The organism is Pseudomonas sp. DR48 (assembly GCF_019823085.1).
Classification (GTDB): Bacteria; Pseudomonadota; Gammaproteobacteria; order Pseudomonadales; family Pseudomonadaceae; genus Aquipseudomonas.
On sequence record NZ_CP081946.1, the window covers coordinates 620,139 to 641,963 of the forward strand.

18 protein-coding genes are annotated in these 21,825 nt (G+C 59.2%); 10 read left to right on the top strand and 8 right to left on the bottom strand.

Features of this window, described 5'->3' with window-relative positions; all coding sequences use genetic code 11:
- Nucleotides 1-35: 35 nt before the first annotated feature.
- From K5K95_RS02825 to K5K95_RS02850, 6 genes are all read right to left on the bottom strand, one after another.
- Nucleotides 36-1,253, bottom strand: coding sequence for a hypothetical protein (locus tag K5K95_RS02825; RefSeq protein ID WP_222588300.1), 1,218 nt, complete (start codon nt 1,251-1,253; stop codon nt 36-38).
- A 50-nt stretch (nt 1,254-1,303) separates the two neighbouring features.
- Nucleotides 1,304-1,804, bottom strand: coding sequence for a CS1 type fimbrial major subunit (locus K5K95_RS02830; protein WP_222588301.1), 501 nt, complete (start codon nt 1,802-1,804; stop codon nt 1,304-1,306).
- 15 nt (nt 1,805-1,819) lie between these two features.
- Nucleotides 1,820-2,560, bottom strand: a complete 741-nt coding sequence (locus tag K5K95_RS02835) for a molecular chaperone (RefSeq protein WP_222588302.1) — start codon at nt 2,558-2,560, stop codon at nt 1,820-1,822.
- Between the two features lie 43 nt (nt 2,561-2,603).
- A complete protein-coding gene (locus tag K5K95_RS02840) occupies nt 2,604-3,869 on the bottom strand; it encodes a hypothetical protein (protein WP_222588303.1) in 1,266 nt (421 codons plus the stop codon).
- 34 nt (nt 3,870-3,903) lie between these two features.
- The gene (locus K5K95_RS02845) at nt 3,904-6,426 is read right to left on the bottom strand and encodes a CS1-pili formation C-terminal domain-containing protein (protein WP_222588304.1); all 2,523 of its coding nucleotides are present in this window, start codon (nt 6,424-6,426) and stop codon (nt 3,904-3,906) included.
- 108 nt (nt 6,427-6,534) lie between these two features.
- Nucleotides 6,535-7,020: a CS1 type fimbrial major subunit gene (locus tag K5K95_RS02850; RefSeq protein ID WP_222588305.1), complete on the bottom strand. Its 486-nt coding sequence runs from the start codon at nt 7,018-7,020 to the stop codon at nt 6,535-6,537.
- A 511-nt stretch (nt 7,021-7,531) separates the two neighbouring features.
- Here K5K95_RS02850 and K5K95_RS02855 point away from each other — a divergent pair.
- Nucleotides 7,532-8,110: a PadR family transcriptional regulator gene (locus K5K95_RS02855; protein WP_222588306.1), complete on the top strand. Its 579-nt coding sequence runs from the start codon at nt 7,532-7,534 to the stop codon at nt 8,108-8,110.
- Complete coding sequence (locus tag K5K95_RS02860; RefSeq protein WP_222588307.1) at nt 8,107-8,892, top strand: siderophore-interacting protein; 786 nt, start codon at nt 8,107-8,109, stop codon at nt 8,890-8,892. The genes K5K95_RS02855 and K5K95_RS02860 overlap by 4 nt, the downstream gene beginning before the upstream one ends.
- Nucleotides 8,893-9,017: 125 nt before the next feature.
- On the opposite strand, the gene K5K95_RS02865 is transcribed toward K5K95_RS02860, so the two are convergent.
- Together K5K95_RS02865 and K5K95_RS02870 are read right to left on the bottom strand one after the other, a co-directional pair.
- Nucleotides 9,018-9,689, bottom strand: coding sequence for a Pr6Pr family membrane protein (locus K5K95_RS02865; RefSeq protein WP_222588308.1), 672 nt, complete (start codon nt 9,687-9,689; stop codon nt 9,018-9,020).
- A 2-nt stretch (nt 9,690-9,691) separates the two neighbouring features.
- Complete coding sequence (locus K5K95_RS02870; RefSeq protein ID WP_007944895.1) at nt 9,692-9,922, bottom strand: VF530 family DNA-binding protein; 231 nt, start codon at nt 9,920-9,922, stop codon at nt 9,692-9,694.
- A 364-nt stretch (nt 9,923-10,286) separates the two neighbouring features.
- Between K5K95_RS02870 and K5K95_RS02875 the strand changes: the two genes are divergently transcribed.
- The 8 genes from K5K95_RS02875 (at nt 10,287) to cmoB (ending at nt 21,753) form a co-directional block, all read left to right on the top strand.
- Complete coding sequence (locus K5K95_RS02875) at nt 10,287-11,669, top strand: carbohydrate porin (protein ID WP_222588309.1); 1,383 nt, start codon at nt 10,287-10,289, stop codon at nt 11,667-11,669.
- 207 nt (nt 11,670-11,876) lie between these two features.
- Nucleotides 11,877-14,285, top strand: coding sequence for a glucose/quinate/shikimate family membrane-bound PQQ-dependent dehydrogenase (locus K5K95_RS02880; protein ID WP_222588310.1), 2,409 nt, complete (start codon nt 11,877-11,879; stop codon nt 14,283-14,285).
- A gap of 524 nt (nt 14,286-14,809) precedes the next feature.
- Nucleotides 14,810-15,187 carry a DUF6124 family protein gene (locus K5K95_RS02885; protein ID WP_222588311.1) on the top strand — a complete coding sequence of 126 codons (378 nt, stop codon included), beginning with the start codon at nt 14,810-14,812 and terminating at the stop codon, nt 15,185-15,187.
- Nucleotides 15,188-16,213: 1,026 nt separating this feature from the next.
- Entirely contained in the window at nt 16,214-18,631 is a 2,418-nt protein-coding gene (lon, locus tag K5K95_RS02890; RefSeq protein WP_259156637.1) for an endopeptidase La, read from the top strand.
- Nucleotides 18,632-18,837: 206 nt separating this feature from the next.
- Nucleotides 18,838-19,230 carry a protease inhibitor I42 family protein gene (locus K5K95_RS02895; RefSeq protein WP_222588312.1) on the top strand — a complete coding sequence of 131 codons (393 nt, stop codon included), beginning with the start codon at nt 18,838-18,840 and terminating at the stop codon, nt 19,228-19,230.
- Between the two features lie 2 nt (nt 19,231-19,232).
- Nucleotides 19,233-19,868: a lysoplasmalogenase gene (locus K5K95_RS02900; protein WP_222588313.1), complete on the top strand. Its 636-nt coding sequence runs from the start codon at nt 19,233-19,235 to the stop codon at nt 19,866-19,868.
- Between the two features lie 152 nt (nt 19,869-20,020).
- Entirely contained in the window at nt 20,021-20,800 is a 780-nt protein-coding gene (cmoA, locus tag K5K95_RS02905; protein WP_197678923.1) for a carboxy-S-adenosyl-L-methionine synthase CmoA, read from the top strand.
- Nucleotides 20,797-21,753 (top strand): tRNA 5-methoxyuridine(34)/uridine 5-oxyacetic acid(34) synthase CmoB, encoded by a 957-nt coding sequence (gene cmoB / locus K5K95_RS02910; protein WP_222588314.1) that lies wholly within the window; start codon nt 20,797-20,799, stop codon nt 21,751-21,753. Before cmoA ends, cmoB begins: the two co-directional genes overlap by 4 nt.
- Nucleotides 21,754-21,825: the final 72 nt, after the last annotated feature.

Here is a 21,825-nt window from a genome sequence, read left to right on the forward strand (position 1 = left end):
TGAAGGCAAACAAACGCCTTCAGGGCATGCTGCGCTTATCCGATATCCGAATCCCAAACCACGGTGAAGTTTCCGGAATATTTGGAGGCCTCGCCCGGCTTCAACATGTAGTTCACGTAATAAGGTGCAATCTCGAAATGCAGGGTGCCCGGCGCGCGCTCCACGTAAAACCCCGGGTTGAATGTTTGCGCGTTCACTTGCCCGACATGCAACGGACGACGATTGACCGGTTGCCCGTTGGTATCCGTCAAACCGCTCGGCAAGCTGACGCTGAGTTGCACCACGGCAGCACGTTGCGAAACGGGGTCGCGAATCATGCAATCGAACAATCCCGGAATGTTGCACTCCAGATGCATTTTGAAGCGGGTCGATGAAGAGATGTTGAACGTCTGATCGCGAAACAACCGGGTCGGTTTACGCCCCTGAGCCAGCCAGGACTGCCAGCCACCTTCCGGGACCAGCTCCACACGATCACCGCCAGGAGGTATATCCACTTTCAAGGTGTGTTCAACCGTCAGGGTGAAGTTGAGGTTGATCAAATCGTCGTCGGGCAACATGACATCACCCATATCAAAATCCTGCTGCGGCCCTACGGTGTAGTTCATGACGCCCCGGTAAGTGCCTGTCGACATTTTCAGCGGATCGGGCGTGACCAGCTCATATGAAAAACCGACATCCTGATAGGCGAACCCAAGCGTCTCGGGAATCGGTTGGTAAGCCCGTTTCGCACAGCTCCCCGCATTGGCCGGCACTCGCCAGAAAAACGCGTAGTAATAGGTGGTCCCGTAACCCACGCCGCCATAATTGCACGGTGCAGGCGCATTGACCCAGGAGGCGTCCCAAACACCTACAGGAAGCGCATCCTTGATTGTGTAAGCCGCCCCGATGCCGTTGACGCGCATTTTTAACGTCTCGGCTTTTCCGGTGCCGTCATGGATGACCGTGACTTCCTTCCAGTAGGAGGGCGTGCGGAACATCGCGCCTTGACGTTCGGCATGCTCAGGCAGGATCGGCGCGATGGATCTGAATCGAATCGGTAGCGCGATGCTGAAGATACCATCGGCGCAATAAGCCGGATGATCCTTGCAATACCCCCCTTGCGGGGTCGTGTTCTTGAATTCGTTGTGCATGGGCTTTGCCGGATCCGGCCGAAACACTGCCGTCAAATCCACAGATACCGCGCCCGCCGACACAGTAAATCCCCCGGTCAATAACAGCGCACTCAACTGGCTCGTTATTCTGATTTTGTCCATGATTCATACAGTCCTTTTGGGTGTTTCCATGCAAAGCCGGTGAGTGCGCATCACGCCCCCGGCAACACCGCATTGAAAATCAGATTGACGCTGCCAAAGTAATTTCCAGGCTTGTAAACGCCGTCGACCGGTGGAAATGGCAAGACCTCCAGCAGGACCCGTTTACCCAACGCCGCTTCGCTCATCGGCAACACTTCGCGGTTACCCAGTTCACTCAACAGAACGCCGTTGAACAGCACTCGCAAGCCAATGTCATGGGCATCAGTGCCGTTCGACAGATAAGGCCGGCTATCAAGCCTTGCTTCAATCGAGCCGGCCTCGTTTTTCACATCGAAGTACTTGCGCAGACTGCCCAGTGTCGACGCCGTGAGGTTCCATGGCAGGCGTTGTTCACGATGAATCCACCCGGGGTCTGAGGGGATCACGTAGAACGCCAGGGTCGGAATCGTCACGAACACATCGAACGTGCGCACTTCTCTGGCCGCATAGGCCCACGAGCTTGCCAGCAGGGCGGCAGCCAACACGGGCATGACAGTCAGTTTCTTGAACATGGTCACCACCCGGGGTCAGCCCTTCACGTCGATTTTTTTGCTGCTCTCACCTTCGACCAAGGTGAAGCGGTACTCGCGGCCGGCCTGCTTCTCGAACTGAAACGTGCGACCGGCCAGAATGTGATGCTTGGTCGTTGGCTGGCACTCCTGCTCGTTCTTGATCGAGCAATCCTTGAACTCGTCGATCACCACCACCGTGTTGCCGTTGTTGCGGATCCGGTAGTTGCCCGACTCGTTCTCGATTGCGCTGTCGAAACGCATGTCCTTGGGCCGCACGAAAAACACCGCGCCGTAACCTGCCAGCACAGTGACCCCGGCGGACAAGGACTTTTTGTAGTCTTCGCGTTCTTCGCTGGAAACGGCGAATTCGTCTTCCTTCTCCGGTACGACCGGCACGAAACGCACCCGGAAATACCGCTCTCGGTCGCGCTCCCCCATGTACAGCAACCGTGTGCCCTGCATGCCGTTGGCCGGCACGATCAGCCGCGCCGGACTGGCCATCAAGCCATCCCGGGCATTGCCGTCGGCCTGGGTCTTGAGCGGCACTTCGCGCGAGGTGCCATCGGCTTCATAAAGGATTTCAAGGATGTTGACCTTGACGAAGGCCGTGCTGTCGCCGCCATTGAAAACACGTTTCAGATAGGTGCTTTTGTCGCCGTCCAGATAGTCGTAAACGGTCCCGATATTGATGCTCGGTGCCGCGTGAGCCAGTTGCGCGAAAAGATAAAAACCAAACAGTGCCAACAGGTGTTTCATCGTACTGAACCTCGTTGAATTGAATGCTGCAAAGGGCGGCCCGCTAGATGTCTGAATCCCAGATCACCGTCACATTCCCGGAGTACTGCCGTTGTCGCTCGGGCCTTATCATTTGCGCGACTTCGTCGGGAGGAATCTCGAAGTGCAGCGTTCCCGGTTTTCGCTCCACATAGAAAGCCGGTTGAAATAATCCGGTGCCGCTGCCGTCACGCAGCAGGGGGCGCCGTTCGACAGCGAGGCCATTGGCGTCACTCAAACCACGAGGCAGGCTGACGCTGACGTTCAGGGGCACGAAATGGCCGGACACCGGCTCGCGTAACGAGCAGGTCTTGCCGTCCTGGGTGTATTCACACTCCATATTCATCTTGAAGCGCGAACTGGCCGAGATGTTGAAGGTCTGGTCGCGGAACAGGCGCGTGGGTTTGCGCCCGTGCTGCAACCAGGCTTGCCAGCCGCCTTGCGGCACCAGCTCGACCCGATTGCCACCGGGGGGAATCTCGACTTTGAGGGTGTGTTCGACGGTCAGGGTGAAGTCGAGCTGAATGATGTTGTCCGAGGGCGCGACAACATCGCCCAGATCGAAGTCGCCGCCCGGGCCGATCGAATAAACCTGCGTGCCCTGATAGACACCCGTGGACATCTTCAACGGATCCGGCGTGCGCAGTTCGTAGGTAAAGTCCAAAGAGCGGTAACCGAACCCGGGAATGAGGAATTTGGCCTGCTTGCCACACACCGCTTCTGCAGGGGTCAGCCAGAAGAATTGAAAACCGGTCGAACCGTAATAACTTGGAGGGCCTATGGCCACGCACGGCCCCGGCGCTGTTCGCCAGTCGCTTCCCCACAATGCCGTATGCGCACTGACCAGATACGTTTCCCCTGTCAGCTCCAACGCGGAGTGGCTGAGCGTGTAAACACCGCCCATCCCGGCAATGCGCACCTCGACTGTGGCGGGTTCACCCGTCTCGCGGTTCAACACCGTCAACGCTCGCCAGGCGGCGGGCGTCTTGATCATCGCGCCTTTTCGTACGTCTTCGTGGTTGGGCTGGATAGCGCCTTGGATTCCAACATTCGCGTGAGAGCGCAAACTGAATATGCCGTAACTTTTGCAGATGGCGGGGTAAGACCAACAAAACCCAACATTGGGCGTGGTGTTCTTGAATTCGTTTTTCTGCGGGTTGCTCGGGTCAGGGTTGAAAGTGGCCGTAATCGGAAGCACGACTGCGACGGCCTGGGAGCTTGACGCAATCAGACAGGCCCCTATGAAAAAAGCCACTACCGTGCGCCATGGGAAAGCAGTCGAAACATTCATCGAGTCATGGTCTCCAGAGAATGAGCAACACACATCAACCGGCGCTCTGCGCGGCATCGCCAACATCCGCCAACGTGTCTGGCGTGCAGCGCAAATCCCCGATCATCAACACATTGTTTTCAGTACGCCCACGGCTCGGGTCCAGCCGGAACTGACACAGCAACTGATTGCCGTGGCGCACTTCCAGGGTCGGTGAACCGGCGTTCATTTCCATCGAGAAGAACCCGTCCACCTCACTCACCCCACGGCTGGCGTGGTTGATGATGTGGTGGCCCTTGAGTGGATTGCCCTGAGGGTCGATCAGGCGACCGAGCACGGTGAGGGTTTGCATCACGCGAATCTGCCGATAACCCACGCCGCCCTTGTTCAGGTGATAGCTGGATCGGGACGGTTGAATGGTCGCGGCGGGGACGTCGGTGCCCTCGAAATCGAAACTGACCGAGCTGCTTTTGTAAGCCGTGATCGGCACAAAGTTGCGCCCGGGTTTGAGTACCGCGCTGCCACCGCTCAGATCGTCGGCGCGCAAGGCGATACCGTCGATGTCCGATTCAACATCGATGATCATCCCGGCACCATTGCGGTGGTATTGGCTGGTCACGACCATTTTTTGTCCACCGACGGCCACGGTGCTGTCCAGATTCAAACCGCCGGTGAGGTCGTTGTTGAACGACGAGCGCTGGATAAACCCGTCACCGTTCGCCAGGTCCGATTGCATCGACCCCATCGCGTTCAAACCGATGCCGTAGGTGTCGCTGATGACCGTGGCCGAGACGTTTTGCAGCAGATGATCCTGCAAGTCTTTGCGGTAGGTGAGCGAGGCATTGTTATCGCGGCCACCGTCACGGGCGGTGCGCGTGCCGATGCTGCCGGAGATCTGCTCACCGGGGCCGCCCAACGCAATGTTCACACTTAAGTCGATGCCCCGATTACGGTCGTCTCCCGAGCTCACGCTGCCCGGACGATCGAACAGCGACAGGCGCCAATTGGCATCGCTGCCGAACAATCGAGAACGTTGGGTCCATCCCAGATCCACACCCGTCCCGTTGGTGTTGCCTTCGCTGTGCGACACCCGGACATTAGCCGAACTTTTGCTGGTAAGCCTGTGGTTTACCGATAACGACGAGTTACTGGTTTGCCCGATGAATACGTTGCGCTGCTGCACCCGCGTGCCGTCGGGCAAGGTTTCGTAAAGCCGAGTGGTGTCGAGCCAGCTGCGGTTATGGCTGGCGACGAGGCTGCCGCCTCCATAGGAATAAAGCCCCTGCACATCGAGGCCGGTGCCGTAGTCTTCGGTTTTGTAGACGTTGGCGAAAAGGCTGGCGTTGTTGACGATTGCCCAGTCAACCGACGTGCCGTATTGCAGCGACTCGCGCACCTGCCGCGCTGTCAGGCCGAGGATCACACGCGGGTGCCACAGGAAGTTGAAGGCGGCACCGGCGGTCATGTCGCCGTCGGCCTGCTCTTCCCAGTTGCTGAGCAATTTGGATTCGCGACCGGCGAACAGGTTGTAGCGCCAGCGCTCGTCATGATTGCGCCAATTGTTCGGTTTGTAGACCAGCTCCAGGGTGCTGGAAGTGATTTTGCCGTCTTCGATCAGGCGTACTTCCACTTCATAAATACCGCCGGGCAGCGGACGCGTATCGAGGGTCTGCAACCCTGCCGGGACGGCCTGAGTGTTGATCAGCAATCCGTCGCGATATATCTCCACAGAACCCTGTCGATTGGCCGTGACATAGATCGGATAAACCGCCGGTTTCGGATTGTTGATGGCCAGGCTGTCGGAACTGCCATACATGACACCCAACGCGGTATCGGGGCTCGCCCCAAACGAACGCGGCTGACGGGTCAGGCCTTCGGAGTTGGGCGTGAAATAGCCCAGGCGCACAAAGTTGCCGTGCAATTCACGCTGGGTAAACAGCTCATGCACGGCGTGAAAGGTCTGGTTGTCGACACCGCCCAGGCGCGACAGCTGCATATTGACCGCTTGGGTCCAGTTGCCCAGGCTGCTGCTGGCTTCCAGACCGTAACGACCACCGAGGTCCTGGTTCTGGCCGCCATTAAGGTTCAATTGGTTGCGCACGATCAGGCCAGTGCTGCCGCCTTCGGGCAGGTTGTAATACTGCTGCACCTGATCGTCCCGTTCGGCGTTTTCCGTGAGAATCGACACCAGCGAGTTTTCGAGGCTGTAGTGCACGGCCAACAGTTGTTCGGGGCAGTTTGCCTGGCAGGCACCCAGCGCCACGCCTTGTTTCAGATAGTTGGCCCAGATGTCGCGTTCGCTGGGCTTGATGGTGCTGTCGCTGACATCATTGAAGTCAACTAAAGTGATTCGATCATCGCGGGTCAACACGACCATCGCCTCACCGAGAAACTGTTGATCAAGTTCCACGCGCACTGCCAGTGGTACATCAAAGAAGTGTTCTTCGAAGTCGCTCGGTAAACCCTTGGCTTGCGCAAGCAAACTTCGAGGTGTGTGGCCGTTATCCGCTGGCGCGGCCAGGGCGGTTGCACAAAAACATAGGGCAAGCGCCGTCGCGATGGGAGTCATCGGGAACATGAACGAAATACTCTGAAGATAAGTGCGTTGAAACCCGATCGACAGGCAGTGAATACCCATCGACCGGTAAGTGCTAACGAATAGGCTGAGCCTTAAGTCATGGCTGACTTAGATGCGCGGAACGGCATCGAAGATCACGACTGGGTTGGCCGTGTAAAGACCTGTCTGATTGTTCCCTGGCAGGGCGGCGGTGATCACCAGATCAGCCCGCATACCCCCGTTGGATTCGGTATCGCCGACCACTTCTTTAGGCATACCGGTCAAGGTTACGCCGTTGAAGGCATAGGTCAGCGCGATAGTGCTGTTTCCGTTGTACAGGGGTTGCGGACCACCTTCCACATACGCATGGACCGAACCGTTAGTGTGGCGGATATCGTAAGCCGCACGCAGCGGGGCCAAGCTCTCGGTTATCACGTTCCAGGCCATTTTTTCATCTTTACCGAAGTCAGGATTCACCGGTTGGGCATAGAATGCATCGGTAGGGATATAAGCGCTGATGTTGATGGACGAGCGCGCTTCTCCCGCAGCGAATGCCATCGAAGAGCTCAGTGCCAGAAGGGTCATCGGAACGGCGATTGCAAGCTTCTTGAACATTATTAAGTACCTGTCTATTTCAAAGGATTGGCTATTTCAAAGGGCCGAAAAAAGTCTTTAAACGCGAATACCACTCAACACGAAGATGGCGATTTCGCTTAACTTTCGACGCTGGAGAATGATCGTCAAATCCGTTGAGAAAGTAAGTACGTAACTTCCTAAGAACATGTAGTAACAACGACTTTCAAGTAGCAGGAAAAAAGTCAAGAAAACACTAACAGCACTTCTTTACCCTCAGAGAAATACTACACACAGTTCCAACTAAAAAAGCACACAGATACAAACTAACCCCGCCTCTGTAAGACCGGTACTACTTAACTACTGCTACGCAATTAATGATAAGCAGATCCACTTACAATTAGTTCAATTACTCTAAAAAAGCAATCGGCTCATCATTCATTGCCCAGGATCTTTGCGCGCCGCCCAAGGGCGACCGTTGGTCCTGAACGCTTGCGCAAGCCATAAGATATATCTTACGTTGTATCTAAACACAACGAGAGAAGACGCAAAAATGAGAGACCATCATTCCCATCGAGACCACGGCGACGGCCGCGACGGCTTCGAAAAACGTCCTGGCCCCGGCCGCGAACGCGGCGGTCGTGGCCCGCGCGTATTTGCTCCCGGCGACCTGAAACTGCTGCTGCTGGCGTTGATCGCCGAGCAGCCTTGCCACGGCTATGACCTGATCCGCCAGATCGAAAGCATGTTCGACGGCGCCTACAGCCCCAGCCCCGGCGTGATCTACCCGACCCTGACCTTCCTTGAAGAGAGCGAAATGATCCTGGGCGATGCCGAGGGCGGCAAAAAGCGCTACAGCATCACCGACGCCGGACGTCTGTCGTTGACGGACCAGGCCATTGCGCTGGACGGCGTGCGGATGCGCATCGAGGTCAGCAAGCGCTCACTGCGCGGCCAGGATCGTCCCCCCGAGATCCACGAAGCTGTGCATAACTTGCGTCACGCCTTGCAGATGCATCACGGCCGCTGGAGCCCGGAAGAAATCCTGCGGGTACGCGACCTGCTCAACAACACTGCCAAAGCCATCGTCGACGGCCCTGCCGTTCAACCCGTTCAGGAGAAAGCCGAATGACTGAAGTGATCGTGCAATCCATTCACCGTGTCATGCATGAAATCAAACGCCGTCGCCTGCAAGTGTTGCGGGTGGTGGACCTGACGCCGCGGATGCGCCGGATTACCTTGGGCGGGCCGGAGCTGGCCGGCTTCGTCAGCCTCGGCACGGATGACCACGTCAAACTGCTGTTCCCGCAAAACGCGGCGGAACAAGCGGCGCTGGAAACCCTGGTGCTCGGTGCTGGCAAAGACAACGGCCCCCTGCCGGCGATGCGCGATTACACGCCGCGTCGTTACGACCTCGACACACTGGAACTGGACATCGACTTTGTGTTGCACGGTGACGGCCCTGCCTCGACCTGGGCCGAGCAAGCTGAGCCCGGCCAGTTTCTGCACATCGGCGGGCCGCGCGGCTCGATGATCGTGCCGGACATGTTCGACAGCTACTTGTTGATCGGCGATGAAACCGCCCTGCCCGCTATCGCCCGGCGTCTCGAAGGCCTGGCGGCCAATCGGCGGGCGTTGGTGGTCATTGAAGTGGAAAACGGCGCCGAACAGCAAAAACTCGAGAGCCCGGCTCAGGTCAACGTGATCTGGGTCCTGCGCGAGGGCGGTCGGAACAACCTGTTGACCACCGTGAAGCAACTGCAAATCCCCGGTGGCAACCTGTATGCGTGGGTGGCCACCGAGACCAAAGTGTCGCGGCAGATCCGTCGGGTGCTGCTCGATGAGCACGGCCTGAACGAGCAATTCGTCAAGGCGGTCGGCTACTGGCGCGCGGATGACAGCGACGAGGAGTGATCGACTCCAGGGCGCCATCGCGAGCAAGCTCGCTCCCACATTGGATCGATTGTGAGCAAATGATTTGTGAACAACCGAGCCCCCCTGTGGGAGCGAGCCTGCTCGCGATGGCGATGGCTCAACCACTAAAAATCCTGCTCCTTAGCGCGATGCCCAAGCCACCGATCCAACCCGATCAACCCAAGCGCAATCAGCACAAACCCCGCCAGCAATCCTGCGGCATTCAAAAACACCTGTGGATAACCCAGCTTGTCCACATCAATGAATGGATAGGGATAGACCGCCAACTCATGCCCACGCAGCAGTAAATAGGCGAAATACACCAACGGGTAAATCACCCACCGGCCGATATGCCGCACCCGCAACGTGCCTTTGGGCACACAGAACCCCCAATACGCCAGAAACAGCAGCGGCATGACGTCATGCATCAGCTCATCAGCCAGAAACTGCCAGCCCTCGGGATGCCACAGATGGCGCAGCAACAGGCTGTACGCCAGACCAACCACGGTAATGCTGACAGCTATCCCACTGCTCACCCACGGCTGCAAAAACCAGCGGCGCGCCGCCGATTCGCGGGACGTCCATTCGCAGGTCAGGACGGTCGCCACCAGCGTATTGGTCAGCACCGTGAAATAACTGAAAAAACTTAACAGCCCGCCCAGCAGACTGGCCGCCAAGGTCCAGCGCGAATAGAAAATCAGGTAGAGCTGGATGCTCAAACCTGCCCACCCGAGCACCGCCGCCACCGCCACAAAACGACGCCTCGCGACAGCACCAGGCGCCAACAGCTTGATCATGTTCAGACCGGACGCTTGGTGCGCATCAACTTCACGTACAAGCGCTCGACCTTCTCCCGCGCCCACGGGGTTTTACGCAGGAACGTCAGGCTCGACTTGATGCTCGGGTCGCTCTTGAAGCAGCGGATATCGATGCGCTCGGCCAGCCCCGACCATTCGTAGTGTTCAACCAGGGCGTTGAGGATTTGTTCCAGCGTCACGCCATGCAGCGGGTTGTTGTTCTGTTCGGTCATGCCGGGCCTTCGAGCGATGTCAGGTTGGGAAGCCGCGCACCTTAGCCGAGGGCTTCGTTCGGGGGAAGCGATCTGTGCGTGGTCAGTTAAATGTAGGTGAAACGGAAAAGATCGCAGCCTCGTTTCACTCGACAGCTCCTACATTGGAATGCGTTCACCTGTAGGAGCTGTCGAGTAAAACGAGGCTGCGATCTTTCCACGGACTGTTACCAAATACGAAATAATTCATGTCACTAAAAGCGCTTTCTCTATTTGTAACAGGACATTATCCTTGCGCCCGTCAAGCTGAAACGCTTCCGCTCCCCCCCTTCACCCTGCTGCGTTCAGTTCACCCCCTTAGAAAAAGACCCAGAACTTCTCCTTTATGCCTGATTTTCAAACTTCGCGAGACAGCGCTGTCCGCATCGCTGTTGCCAGCCGAAAAGCACTGAACCTGATCGGCGGCTTCACCGCGCTGGGCCTCGCCACCTGCACCCAGGCCGCGCCAGCCTTTGATAGCGAATCACCCTGGATGCTCGGCGACTGGAATGGCACGCGCAGCGAACTTTCGGAAAAAGGCTACGACTTCAAAGTCGATTACACCGGCGAGATGGGCAGCAATCTGCACGGCGGCTACGACCATGACCGCACCGCACGCTACAGCGATCAGTTCGGCCTCGGCACTCACCTGGACTTGCAGAAAATTCTGGGCTGGAACGCGGCTGAATTTCAGCTGACCGTTACCGAGCGCAACGGCAATAACATCAGCAATGACCGGATCAACGATCCTCGCGTCGGTGGTTTCACCTCGGCCCAGGAAGTCTGGGGCCGTGGGCAAACCTGGCGCCTGACGCAGATGTGGTATCAGCAGAAATTCTTCGATCAGAAGCTCGACATCAAAGTCGGTCGTTTCGGCGAAGGCGAGGACTTCAACAGCTTCCCCTGCGACTTCCAGAACCTGGCGTTCTGCGGCTCCCAGGTCGGCAACTGGGTCGGTGGCATCTGGTACAACTGGCCCGTCAGCCAGTGGGCGATGCGCGTCAAATATCACCTGACGCCGGAGCTGTACGCGCAAATCGGCGCGTATGAGCAGAACCCGTCGAACCTCGATCGCGGCAACGGCTTCAAGCTCAGCGGCAGCGGCACCCAGGGCGCGGTCCTGCCGGTGGAACTGGTGTGGTCGCCCAAGCTCAATGGCCTGCCGGGTGAATACCGCGCCGGTTATTACTACAGCAGCGCCAACGCCACCGATGTCTACAAGGACAGCAACGGCCAGCCCGCCGCGCTCAGCGGCGAGGCTTACCGCAGCGCGTCGAGCAAACACGGTGTGTGGCTTGGTGTGCAGCAGCAGATCACCAGCCGTGCCAGCGACAACTCGCGCGGCTTGAGCGTGTTCGCCAACGGCACGATGCACGACAAGAAGACCAACGCCATCGACAACTATGTCCAGGCCGGCGTCGTCTACAAAGGCTTGTTCGATGCGCGCGCCAAAGACGACATCGGCTTTGCCATGGCGCGGGTTCACGTCAACCCGGCCTTTCGCAAGAACGCCGAGGCGACCAATCAGGCCCACGCCGTCTTCGACTACGACGACCCGTCGTTCCTGCCGCCGCAGGACACCGAATACAGCGCCGAACTCTATTACGGCGTGCACGTCACGAACTGGCTGACCGTGCGCCCGAACCTGCAATACATCCGCCACCCCGGTGGCGTGGACAAGGTCGATGACGCGTTGATTGGCGGGATAAAAATCCAGTCATCGTTCTAACCCAAACCCAAACCCTTGTGGGAGCGGGCTTGCTCGCGAAAGCGGTGGGTCAGTCAACATTGATGTTGAGGCTGATGGCCTCTTCGCGAGCAAGCCCGCTCCCACAAGGATCAAGTTTCACTTTTATAACTGAACCATGCCCACGCCAGATCGTCATCTACAGTGAACTTGCGCGGGACTACTTAAAACGTCACGGAGAACCACACTATGAGCACTGATGGTGCTTTGAGTCGAAGCCGTCTGCTGCCGAGCCTGCTCGGCATCCTGCTTCTGCTAATGGGCCTGGCCATGCTGGCCGGCGGGATCAAGCTGAGCATGCTCGGCGGCTCGCTGTATTACTTGCTGGCCGGTATCGGCCTGACGCTGACCGGCGTGCTGCTGATCATGGCTCGCCGCGCTGCACTGGGCCTCTACGCACTGGTGCTGTTCGCCAGTACGGTTTGGGCCTTGTGGGAAGTCGGCCTCGACTGGTGGCAACTGGTGCCGCGTCTGGCGATGTTGTTTGCGCTGGGCATCGTCATGTTGCTGCCGTGGTTCCGCCGTCCGCTGCTGATCACCGGCCCTGCGCCGATGGGCACTGGCGCGCTGAGCGTCGCCGTGGTGCTGGCAGGCGTTGCCGCACTGGCCAGCCAGTTCACCAATCCTGGTGAAATCAAAGGCCAACTGGACCGCGACAGCGTGCCGGGCATGACCAACACCGCCCCGGCCATGCCCGACGGTGACTGGAACTCCTACGGCCGCAGCGCCCATGGCGATCGTTACTCGCCACTGGCGCAGATCACCCCGCAAAACGCGAACAAACTGGTCCCGGCCTGGACCTTTCGCACCGGCGACCTGCCAGGGCCGAACGACCCGGGCGAAACCACTGCCGAAAACACCCCGCTGAAAGTCAACGGCATGCTGTATGTCTGCACGCCGCACAGCAAGGTGATCGCGCTGGACCCGGATACCGGCAAGGAAATCTGGCGTTTCGATCCGAAGCTCTCGACGCAGAACGCGGCGAACTTCAAGGGCTGGGCCCACATGACCTGCCGTGGCGTGTCGTATCACGATGACGCCGCTTACGCCTCCGAACAGAGCCCGACCGGCAGTGCCAGCCCGCCAGTCACCAGCGCCTGCCCACGCCGGATCTTCCTGCCGACCGCCGACACCCGTCTGATCGCCCTGAACGCCGACACCGGCAAGATGTGCGAAGACTTCGGCAACAACGGCCAGGTCGACCTGAGCGCCAACATCGGCGGCTTCAACGCCGGCGGTTACTACTCGACTTCGCCACCAGCAGTCACCAAAGACCTGGTAGTGATTGGCGGCCACGTCACCGATAACGTCTCCACCGACGAGCCAAGCGGCGTAATCCGCGCGTTCGACGTACACACCGGCAAACTGGTGTGGAACTGGGACAGCGGCAAACCGGACGACACCACGCCGATTGCCGAAGGCAAAACCTACACCCGTAACTCGCCGAACATGTGGTCCATGTTCGCCGTCGACGAAAAACTCGGCATGCTCTACCTGCCGATGGGCAACCAGACCCCCGACCAGTTCGGTGGCGCTCGCACCCCGGAATCGGAACTGCACGCCGCCGGCCTGACCGCCCTCGACATTGGCACCGGGAAAGTGCGCTGGCACTTCCAGTTCACCCACCACGACCTGTGGGACATGGACGTCGGCGGCCAGCCAACCCTGATGGACCTGAAAACCGCGGACGGTGTAAAACCGGCCGTGCTCGCGTCCACCAAGCAAGGCAGCATCTACGTGCTGGACCGCACCACCGGCAAAGCGATCGTGCCGATCAACGAAGTGCCTGTTCCACAGGGCGCTGTCGAAGGTGATCACACCTCGCCGACCCAACCGAAATCCGACCTCAACCTGATGCCGCCGCCCCTCAAAGAGCGCGACATGTGGGGCGTGACTCCGTTCGACCAACTGATCTGCCGGATCGACTTCAAATCCATGCGCTACGACGGCCCGTTCACGCCGCCATCGCTGCAAGGTTCGATCGTTTATCCAGGCAACTTCGGCGTGTTCGACTGGGGCGGCATCTCGGTTGATCCGGTGCGTCAGATCGCTTTCATGAACCCGGACTACATGGCGTTCAAATCGAAACTGATCCCGGCCGCTGAAATCGCCGCCCAGGGCCCGCGTAAAAGCGAAACCCAAGGCGTGCAGCCAAACAAAGGCGCGCCATACGGCGTCATCCTCGAACCCCTGCTCTCGCCTCTGGGCCTGCCGTGCCAGGCACCAGCCTGGGGTTACGTGACAGCGGTCGACCTGACCACCACCAAAATCATCTGGAAACATAAAAACGGCACCGTGCGCGACAGCTCACCGGTTCCAATCCCGCTGAGCATGGGCGTACCCAGCCTGGGCGGCACCTTCACCACCGCCGGTGGCGTAGGCTTCCTGAGCGGCACCCTCGACCAGTACCTGCGCGCCTACGACATGAAAAACGGCAAGCAACTGTGGGAAGGCCGCCTGCCGGCCGGCGCGCAAACCACGCCAATGACCTACACCGGCAAGGACGGCAAGCAATACGTGCTTGTCGTCGCTGGCGGCCATGGTTCGCTGGGCACCAAGCAAGGTGACTACGTGATGGCGTACAAACTGTCCGAGTAAGTATTAGCGGCGGTTAAAGCAAAGGCGACTCCTGTGAGGGAGTCGCCTTTTTTTACATCGCCGCAAATCAAAAAATGTGGGAGCGAGCCTGCTCGCGATAGCGGTGTATCAGACAACTTAGATGTTGAATGTTAAACAGCCATCGCGAGCAGGCTCGCTCCCACATTTTGATCAAGGTAGGCCTGAAAAATCTGTGGAGGTCCTACAGCCGTGGCGGTTTTTGAGGGGGATTCCGACAGGTTGTGTCGGTTGTTATGTCGGAAGGCTGGGAGATAGGCTTTGAGGGTCGCTGCACATCAGCGGCCGGGCATCGCGGCCTGAGTTAGCTTACTTGGTGCATAATCACCGCCCTCAACCGACTCTCCTTCATAGTTTGTCGATTGGTTTCATGGTGGCTGTGCGCGGGATACCTTCGGGTATGCCGGGTTTACCAAGTGCTCGGTCCGCGAACCTGCGTACAGCTGCCACCCTCCATCGCATCGCGGCGATTAGTGGCAGCTCCATTACTGACTTGGAGCCTCACCATGATCAAAGAAACACCCAATCCCCCGAAAGCCGACGACGTTTCCCCCTACGAATCCGCCGACTCCAAAAAATTCAACGACGCCGCCGAACGCGCCTTGGACCACTACCTCAACCCCGCAGCCCTCAAATCACCAGCTAACCGCAAACCAAGCACCATGTTCCTGATTGCGCCGGACATCAAAGACGAAGACCTGCTAGCCCACACCTGTGAATCGTTGGCCCAGGCCAGTGTCATGGCCAGCGACTTCGCCGGCTATCTGGAAGGCCCGCACCGACACACGGCAATGGCGATTCAGCAGATAGTGATGCTGGCCGAGCTGGCGGTGAACCGGATGCTGGATAACGTTGAATTGCCGAAACCCGCGCCACACCGCTAATCCCCTGTGGGAGTCGGGCTCGCTCCGGGCGGCGTTCCGACGATGGCGGCGTGTCAGTCACATGGATTTCAACCGACCCACCGCTATCGCGAGCAAGCTCGCTCCCACACTGGATCGTTGTCGGACACAGATGTTGTATTCACTGGCGATCACCTGTGGGAGCGGGCTTGCCCGCGATGGCAGTGCAACAGACAACATTTACATCGACTGCCCCACCGCCATCGCCGGCCAGTTCCCACAGTGGACCGGGTACACCTGAAAGTGACTCGTCGGCTTTCTGACCGCCATCGCCGGCAGGCCAGCTCCCACAGTGCATCGGGTACACCTGAAAGAGACTGGTCGGCTTTCAGGCCGCCATCGCCGGCAGGCCAGCTCCCACAGTGGACCGGGTACATCTGAAAGTGACTCGTCGGCTGTCAGGCCGCCATCGCTGGCAGGCCAGCTCCCACAGTGGACCGGGTACACCTGAAAGAGACTGGTCGGCTGTCAGGCCGCCATCGCTGGCAGGCCAGCTCCCACAATAGATCGGCGTACACGTTCCGCTCTTAACCACTCAATAGGCCGAGCGGTAGCTCGCCTGCTTTTGATTTTGACCCACCCGCCCCTTCGGGAGGCTGAGTGGAGGCGTTCATCTGGGGGTAGGTGCGTAGCGCCGTGCGGCGAAGCCGCACACATCGAGAGGAGGTCGTCGCGAAGCAGACCGGAGGCGATGCCCCCAGATGAATGCCGGAACGAAGGAACGCCGAGCCTAAGCGAGGGGCCGGACGCCGGGGCGAGCCTTTTTTTTGCTTACTTTTTTTGAGGCGTTTGTCAAAAAAAGTGAGTCGCCGTCAGGGCGAAACCCTAAGCCGCCGTTACCGCAGCAACGGATATGTACACCCCACCATAAGAACATGGTCGGCCCAAAGGCCGCCAAGTCACCAAGCACCTGTCAAAACCCTGAACACACCTAGAAATGTCCCAGCCCATTGAAACCACAGCCAACCCGCCCCATCTAAGACCCATACCCCATTGCGCAGGTGCCCCATGAGCGACCAGCAAGAATTCCCCGAAGACCCGAGCGAATACGCCGACCCAGAAAACGCCGAACACCCCGCCACCAGCAAAGGCCTGGCCCTGCCCGGCCAAAACCTGCCGGACAAGGTCTACATCATCCCGATCCACAACCGCCCATTCTTCCCGGCCCAAGTCCTGCCGGTCATCGTCAACGAAGAACCCTGGGCCGAAACCCTCGACCTCGTCAGCAAATCCGACCACCACTCCCTGGCCCTGTTCTACATGGACACCCCCCAGGAAGACCCACGCCACTTCGACACCTCGGCCCTGCCGCTCTACGGCACCCTGGTCAAGGTCCACCACGCCAGCCGCGAAAACGGCAAACTGCAATTCGTCGCCCAAGGCCTGACCCGTGTGCGCATCCGCACCTGGCTCAAACACCATCGCCCGCCGTACCTCGTCGAAGTCGAATACCCGCACCAGCCCACCGAGCCGACCGACGAAGTCAAGGCCTACGGCATGGCGCTGATCAACGCGATCAAGGAACTGCTGCCGCTCAACCCGCTGTACAGCGAAGAACTGAAAAACTACCTCAACCGCTTCAGCCCCAACGATCCCTCGCCGCTGACCGACTTCGCCGCAGCACTGACCTCGGCCACCGGCAGCGAACTGCAAGAAGTGCTCGACTGCGTGCCAATGCTCAAGCGCATGGAAAAAGTCCTGCCGATGTTGCGCAAGGAAGTCGAAGTCGCACGCCTGCAGAAAGAGATTTCAGCCGAAGTTAACCGCAAGATCGGCGAACATCAGCGCGAATTCTTCCTCAAGGAACAACTCAAGGTCATCCAGCAAGAGCTGGGCCTGACCAAGGACGACCGCAGCGCCGACATCGAACAGTTCGAGCAACGCCTGGAAGGCAAAGTGTTGCCGAACCAGGCGCAAAAACGCATCGAAGAGGAAATGAACAAGCTGTCGATCCTCGAAACCGGCTCCCCGGAATACGCAGTCACCCGCAACTACCTCGACTGGGCGACCTCGGTGCCATGGGGAGTGTATGGCGAGGACAAACTCGACCTCAAGCACGCGCGCAAGGTGCTGGATAAACACCACGCCGGCCTCGACGACATCAAGGACCGCATCCTCGAATTCCTCGCCGTCGGCGCCTACAAAGGCGAGATCAGCGGTTCCATCGTGCTGCTGGTCGGCCCGCCGGGCGTGGGTAAAACCAGCGTCGGCAAATCCATCGCCGAATCCCTCGGCCGACCGTTCTATCGCTTCAGCCTCGGCGGCATGCGCGACGAAGCCGAGATCAAGGGCCACCGTCGCACCTATATCGGCGCGCAACCGGGCAAACTCGTCCACGCGTTGAAAGACGTCGAAGTGATGAACCCGGTGATCATGCTCGACGAAATCGACAAGATGGGCCAAAGCTACCAGGGCGACCCGGCATCGGCTTTGCTGGAAACCCTAGACCCGGAACAGAACGTCGAATTCCTCGACCACTATCTGGACCTGCGCCTGGACTTGTCCAAAGTGCTGTTCATCTGCACGGCCAACACCCTGGACTCGATTCCCGGCCCGTTGCTGGACCGGATGGAAGTGATCCGCCTGTCGGGTTACATCACCGAAGAGAAAATCGCCATCGCCAAACGCCACTTGTGGCCCAAACAGCTGGAAAAGGCCGGCGTGTCCAAAGGCAGCCTGAGCATCAGCGACAGCGCGTTGAAAGCCTTGATCGACGGCTACGCCCGTGAAGCCGGGGTGCGCCAGTTGGAAAAACAACTGGGCAAACTGGTGCGCAAGGCCGTAGTCAAGCTGATCGACGAACCCAAGGCGGTGATCAAGCTCGGACCGAAAGACCTCGAAGCCTCCCTCGGCCATCCAGTGTTCCGCAACGAGCAAGTGCTGTCCGGCATCGGTGTCATCACCGGCCTGGCCTGGACCAGCATGGGCGGCGCGACCCTGCCGATCGAAGCCACGCGAATCCACACCTTGAACCGCGGCTTCAAACTCACCGGGCAACTGGGTGATGTGATGAAGGAGTCGGCGGAAATCGCCTACAGCTACGTCAGCTCGAATCTGAAGTCATTTGGCGGCGATCCGAAGTTCTTCGACGAAGCCTTCGTCCACCTGCACGTCCCGGAAGGCGCCACCCCGAAAGACGGCCCAAGCGCCGGCGTGACCATGGCCAGCGCCCTGCTCTCGCTCGCCCGCAACCAGCCGCCGAAAAAAGGCGTGGCCATGACCGGTGAACTGACGCTGACCGGGCATGTACTGCCGATTGGCGGGGTGCGTGAGAAGGTCATTGCGGCGCGCCGGCAGAAGATCTTTGAATTGATCCTGCCGGAGCCGAACCGTGGAAGCTTTGAAGAACTGCCGGACTATCTGAAGGAAGGGATTACCGTGCACTTCGCCAAACGCTTTGCCGATGTGGCAAAGATTCTGTTCTGACAGAACTGTAGCGACAGTACTGACGCCATCGCGGGCAAGCCCGCTCCCACAGGTTCATCGCTATCCCTGTGGGAGCGGGCTTGCCCGCGATGACGTCGGCACTGACAACAAAAATCCCCCAGCCAGCCCAAAGGTATGGCTGTCACACTTTGTCTCATCTTCAGTTATGCTCGCCGTTCGTCGTGAACGCCGGAGCCCCTGTCCCCATGTCCCCCACTCGCCTGTTCGTCCCCCTCGCCCTTTCCCTGTTGGCGGCTTGCGCCACGCAACCGAAACAGAACGTGACCGTGGAAAAACAAAGCGAATGCCCCGTGCAACTGCGCAACGGGCAAAACCTGATCCTGACCCTGCCCAGCAACCCAACCACCGGTTACCGCTGGGCGATTCAAGACTCGGCTGGCGGCGTGTTGCATGCACTCAGCCCCGAGGTCTACAGCAACCCCGAAGATGCCGGGATTGTCGGCAGCGCCGGTATTTCGACCTGGCGCTTTCAGGCGTTCGCCGCCGGCAACGGTCGTCTGCGCCTGACCTCCCAACAGCCTTGGGCACCGGAAGTACTGCCGGTGGACACCTTCGACTGCGCGATCTCGGTTAACTGAACATGGGTTGGCTGATCCTGGCGCTGATGGGTGCGGTGACGTTCCTCTATGGGCTGAGCGTACATGCCGCGTTGTTATGCCTGCTGGTCAAGCCGCTGCCGGTGCTGGCCCTGCTCGGCTGGCTGCACGATGCACCGCCCAGCGAATATCGACGCTGGATCAGCCTTGGACTGATTTTCTCCTTGCTCGGCGATGTGTTGCTGGCGTGGCCGGGGGATCTGTTTGTGTTTGGCCTCGGTGCGTTTTTGGTCGCGCACCTGGCGTATCTGAAGGCTTATTTGAGCGATTGCCGGCGCTTGGCGTTGTTGCCTTTGGTGATTGCCATGGCGGTTGGCGCGGTGCTGCTGGGGATCTTGATTTCCCATGGACTGGGCCCGTTGCTGATTCCAGTGATCGTTTACGCTCTGGCCATCAGCGCGATGCTCTGGCGCGCGCTGGCTCGTTTGGGCAGCGATGTGCCTCAACGCTCGGCCCTGCTGGCGGCGGCCGGTGCGGTGGCGTTTGTGTTCTCCGACAGCGTGATTGGCATCAGCCGATTCGTCGTGCCGTTCGAGGCAGCGCCTTACGTGATCATCCTCAGTTACTGGGTTGGACAATGGGGGATCACTACGTCGGCGTTTGGCCCGAAACCGCGCTGAGTTCATCGCGAGCAAGCCCGCTCCCACAGGGACAGCGCAGTACCTGTGGGAGCGGGCTTGCCCGCGATAGCGGTCTCCCTGAAAACATAGCGTCCGGATCTGCCCGGCGCTTTATCAGACAACCCGCGCATCCCCCCGTCAATTTGGCTAAAATGCCAGCCTTTTCAACCGAAGCTGCTGGAACCGCCGTGAGCAAAGAACCCGATCGCCTTTTCGCCCAGCCTTTGGCCCAGGTGCCCGACTTCGCCTTTAACGAGGACGTGGTGCGGGTGTTCCCGGACATGATCAAGCGCTCGGTGCCAGGTTATCCGACCATCGTTGAAAACCTCGGCGTGCTCGCCGCGCAATTCGCCCAACCCAACAGCGTGCTCTACGACCTCGGTTCATCTTTGGGGGCCGTGACTCAAGCGTTGCGTCGCCACGTGCGCACCGACGGTTGCCGCGTTATCGCTGTGGATAACTCCGCAGCGATGGTCGAGCGTTGCCGCGAATACCTCAACGGTCAGGACTCGATGTTCCAGGAGTTGCTGCCGGTGGAAGTGATCGAAGGAGACATCCTCGCCCTTGAGTTCCAGCCCGCCTCGGTGGTGGCGCTGAATTTCACCCTGCAATTCATCGCCCCCGACCAGCGCACAGCCTTGCTCTCGCGCATCCGTCAATCGCTGCTGCCCGGCGGCGCGCTGATTCTGTCGGAGAAACTGCGCTTCAACGATCCTGAAGAACATGCGCTGCTCACCGACCTGCACGTCGCGTTCAAGCGCGCCAACGGCTACAGCGAACTGGAAATCGCCCAGAAACGCAGCGCCATCGAAAACGTCATGAAGCCCGACAGTCTCGAAGAACACCGAGAACGCCTGATGGCGGCCGGGTTCTCGAAAGTCGTGCCGTGGTTCCAGTGTCTTAACTTTGCCTCGTTGATTGCCTTGCCATGATTGATCTGTCCCCTCTTGCCCGCCGTCTGGCTGGTACTCCGCTGGCCGAATGGGCCAACACCCTGCAAGCGCAACTCGACAAGAAAATGGAGAAAGGTCACGGCGACCTGGAACGTTGGCAAAGTGCGCTGGACGCCTTGCCAAAAATCCAGCCGAGTGAAGTCGACCTGCTCAATGGCCTGACGATGGACACCGATTGCGATGATCAAACCCGCGCGCAAATGCGCACGGCGCTGATGGGTCTGTCGCCGTGGCGCAAAGGGCCGTTCGACTTGTTTGGCGTGCACGTCGACACCGAATGGCGCTCGGACTGGAAGTGGTCGCGGGTCGCGCCGCATCTGGACCTCAAGGGCAAACGCATCCTCGATGTCGGCTGCGGCAACGGTTATTACATGTGGCGCATGCTCGGCGCCGGGGCCGACAGTGTGATTGGTGTCGATCCGAACTGGCTGTTCTTCTGCCAGTTCCAGGCGGTGCAGCGTTACCTGTCCGAGCCCAACGCCTGGCACCTGCCATTCCCGTTCGAAGACCTGCCGCCGAACATGGAAGGCTTCGACACTGTGTTTTCCATGGGCGTGTTCTATCACCGTCGCTCGCCGATCGAGCACTTGCTGGCGCTGAAGGATTGCCTGGTCAAGGGCGGTGAGCTGGTCCTGGAAACGCTGGTGATCGAAGGCGATCAGCAACAGGTGCTGGTGCCGGAAGACCGTTATGCGCAGATGCGTAACGTCTGGTTCCTGCCGTCGGTACCGGCGCTGGAATTATGGTTGCGCCGCGCCGGGTTCACCGATGTTCGCTGCGTCGATGTGAGCGTGACCACGGTCGAGGAACAACGCGGGACGGAGTGGATGAAGTTTCAGTCGCTGAGTGACTTCCTTGATCCAGAGGATCACAGCAAGACCATTGAAGGGCTGCCGGCGCCGATGCGTGCCGTCATCGTCGCCCGCAAATAGAACCTCAATCTCCAACCCAATGGAGATCCCCTGTGGGAGCGAGCCTGCTCGCGATAGCGGAGTATCAGTCAC